Source organism: Mesorhizobium sp. M1E.F.Ca.ET.063.01.1.1, assembly GCF_003998155.1.
Classification (GTDB): domain Bacteria; phylum Pseudomonadota; class Alphaproteobacteria; order Rhizobiales; family Rhizobiaceae; genus Mesorhizobium.
Genome location: NZ_RZSC01000701.1, coordinates 1 through 3,045 on the forward strand (window position 1 = coordinate 1; position 3,045 = coordinate 3,045).

At 63.1% G+C, this 3,045-nt stretch carries 4 protein-coding genes; 2 read left to right on the forward strand and 2 right to left on the reverse strand.

Annotated elements, in window-relative coordinates; genetic code table 11:
* On the forward strand, positions 1 to 1,049 hold a 1,049-nt coding region (locus tag EOA29_RS30840; RefSeq protein WP_127222062.1), incomplete at its 5' end, for a pilus assembly protein.
* Positions 1,050 to 1,074: 25 nt separating this feature from the next.
* On the opposite strand, the gene EOA29_RS30845 is transcribed toward EOA29_RS30840, so the two are convergent.
* On the reverse strand, positions 1,075 to 1,437 hold the full coding sequence (locus EOA29_RS30845; RefSeq protein WP_348628925.1) for a hypothetical protein: 363 nt from the start codon (positions 1,435 to 1,437) through the stop codon (positions 1,075 to 1,077).
* Between the two features lie 837 nt (positions 1,438 to 2,274).
* Here EOA29_RS30845 and EOA29_RS30855 point away from each other — a divergent pair.
* A complete protein-coding gene (locus tag EOA29_RS30855; RefSeq protein WP_126094650.1) occupies positions 2,275 to 2,655 on the forward strand; it encodes a cupin domain-containing protein in 381 nt (126 codons plus the stop codon).
* A 129-nt stretch (positions 2,656 to 2,784) separates the two neighbouring features.
* Here EOA29_RS30855 and EOA29_RS42360 read toward each other — a convergent pair.
* Positions 2,785 to 3,045: hypothetical protein (locus tag EOA29_RS42360; protein WP_210213188.1), on the reverse strand; the 261-nt coding region annotated here is incomplete at its 5' end.

The following is a 3,045-nucleotide window of genomic DNA, read 5'->3' on the forward strand; positions in this document are numbered from 1 at the left end:
CGAAATACCAGCCGCAGATGTCGGCCGGCGACATGCGGCAGCTCGGCCAGATGTTCTTCGCGGCCAACATGAGCGCCGCCGACGCGCAGGAATATTCGGGCAGCGTCGACGCCTTCCAGGTCACTGCCAGCGGCGATCCGAGCGCCTATACCATTTCACTGTCGTCCAGCATCAGCCGCCCGGCTTTCATCAGCGGCGCGCCTGCCTGGCAGGCGATCCGCTCCGCCTCCGTCGAGATCAAACCCGGGGCGCAAGCGTGCGTGCTTGCGCTCGATCCACACGCCGACAACGCCGTCGACCTGCAGGGCTCGACCAACGTCGCGATGGACGGCTGCGTGATCGCTGCCAATTCGGACGCGGCCGACGCCGTCAACCGGGGCGGCTCTGCCATAGTCAGCGCCGGATGCGTCTCGACGGTCGGCGCCACAGCGGGGCTTACGCCGCCCAATGCCACCCTTTCCTGCGGCGCGCCGAAGGAAAACCAGTATGCGTCCTTCGATCCGCTGGCCAACGTCACCCCGCCCGCCTACGGGCTCTGCCAGACGATGCCCAACGGCAAGACGGTCACGCTCTCGCCCGGCACCTATTGCGACAAGACCTGGTCGGGAAAGATCACACTCGAGCCGGGCGTCTACATCCTGCGCGGCGTCACCATAAAGCCCGGCGGCAACGGCAGCCTCACCGGCCAGGGCGTCACGATCTTCCTGATGGAAGGCTCGCAGCTCTACATCAACGCCAACGAGCAGGTGAACCTCTCGCCTCCGACCAGCGGTCCCTATGCCGGCATCACCATCTTCCAGGACCACGGCAACACCTCGGCGCTGACGCTGAACGGCGGAGCGGGTTCCGTGGTGAGCGGCTTCATCTATGCGCCCGACGCGACGATCACCTATACCGGCAATTCGGACATGAATGCGCAAGGCAGTTGCCTGCGGGTGGTCGGCAATATCGTGCAGATGACGGGAACCTCGGCCGTGAAGGCAGACTGCGCGGCCGAACTCGGCAACCGCGAGATGTACGCCGGCAGGATGATCAAGCTGGTGAAGTGAGCGCCAATATCCCCTCCGGGGGAGATCACAGCTCGCCCACGATATCGGCGCCCGGCTGTTCGTCGAAGAGCACCGCGCAACCGCGTTTCAGCGCCACCTGGCTCAAGGCGTTCGCAGCCGCCTCGTCCGACGAGACGAAGTCGCCGGTCAAGACGCGCAGTTCCTCGACGGCTTTCGACATTGAGATAAGACGCCCGGCCGAGCGATCGCTCGCGCAGGCGTCGACGATGCAAAGAAGATCGATGAGTTCGAAACTGTCCATGACGGCCTCCGCCAGCGCCATCCCTTCGAAGCAATCAACGGCGGGATGCACGATCGGGTTCCAGCTCACGAACTGGACGGCGGTCTCCGCGGCGCGCGGCTGAGATCGAAGCGGGGCGGCAGGCAAGGCTCGAAGCAGGCGCCGCGCGCGGATCCGGTCGGGTCGGATCGACCGGAAGCAGGATGACCATCTGCGCCCGTCGCTCCGGCCAGAGCGGCCTGCCGAAGACGAGGAAGATGCCTGCGGTCACTGCTGCCAGCAGAAGGCCGACGAATAGGTTCGCGATAACTCGCCGGGCTGCACGGATATCTCCCTGGGGTAGTTCGCTCAACTGCTCTAACCATTTGCTGTACGCAATTCCGGACGGAAAATCGCTACGCACTTTTCCTGGAATTGCTCTGTTTGTTCGTCGCAATTCCGGACGGAAAACCGCTACGCACTTTTCCTGGAATTGCTCTGTTTGTTCGTCGCAATTCCGGACGGAAAACCGCTACGCACTTTTCCTGGAATTGCTGTGGAGCTGCCCGCCACATCGCAGGAAATGGCGGGCGCTCCGTCAGCCGCCGATGAAGGGACTTTTTTCGACGGCCTCCGAGCCAATGAACTGCCGCCGCACTTGTTTCAAGAAATCCGCCATTCGGGCCTCTGCGCTGCAAGGTGGGACCTCAGTCCCGCCGGCGCGAGGGACCGCAGCCCCAGGGCCGGGCCATTCGCCTCCCGGTCCCGCCCTGGCCGCGCGGGCAGGCGCAACCAGTTGGCCGGCGAACGCGTTGATTAAAAGGCTACTCCAGCTTCGGCCCGCGCGCTTCCTCGGAAGACGCGGGCCTTTTTTCCCGGGCCGCGACTGCTTGTCTTTGCATTTAAATTAGCAATCCCGGATTGAAAGGCGTATGAATCGGACAGCGGTCGCCGACGATCGCGGCGTCAGGTTCCGCTTGGACTCATGGAATATGGGGGGATGCCATGGCCGAAGCTCCAATGAACGTCACCAAACTCGAATCCAAGTCGCACAACAATCCCGACGAGGTTCGCTCGCCCGCCAAGACACGTGTCGAAATCGTGCGGCTGCCGGGCTTCACGCTCGGGCGGCTGAACATGCAGCCGGGCTGGAAGTGGTCGGAATGCGTGAAACCGGTGGTCAAGACCGATAGCTGCCAGGTCTCGCATGTCGGCTACGTCGTGTCCGGAACGATCACCGTGCGCATGAACGACGGGACGCAGAAGGCCTTCGAGGCCGGCACGTCCTACACCATTCCGCCCGGCCACGACGCCTGGGTGGAAGGCAATCAGCCGTTCCAGTGCATCGAGGTGCTCAGCGCCGAGCAATACGCCAAGCCGGCATAAGATGGCACTGCCAATCTCCCTCCTTGAGGTGTCGCCGTAGAACAGAGGGTCGTCGCGAGACGCCATTTGGCGCGAAAGTTGGCGCTCAACGCGAGACAAGCCCTCTGGCCGCTTCGCGGCCATTGCCCCTCAAGGAGAGATTACCACCGCAACCGCACAAACCTTCCGGTTGCGCCGGATTGTGGAGGTTTGCACGGTTTGGCGTGGCGGCTTGACAGTAGACCTCTTTTGTTCTCTTTTTGTTTGGCAAACATCCCTTACAAAAGATGCAGCTAATGCTGCAACGCCGCACGATGGGAACGGAAGCGCGCGATGCCCGCCATGGATGCCGCCACCATCCTGCATGCCGATCTCGACGCCTTCTACGCCTCGGTCGAGCAGTTGCTCGAC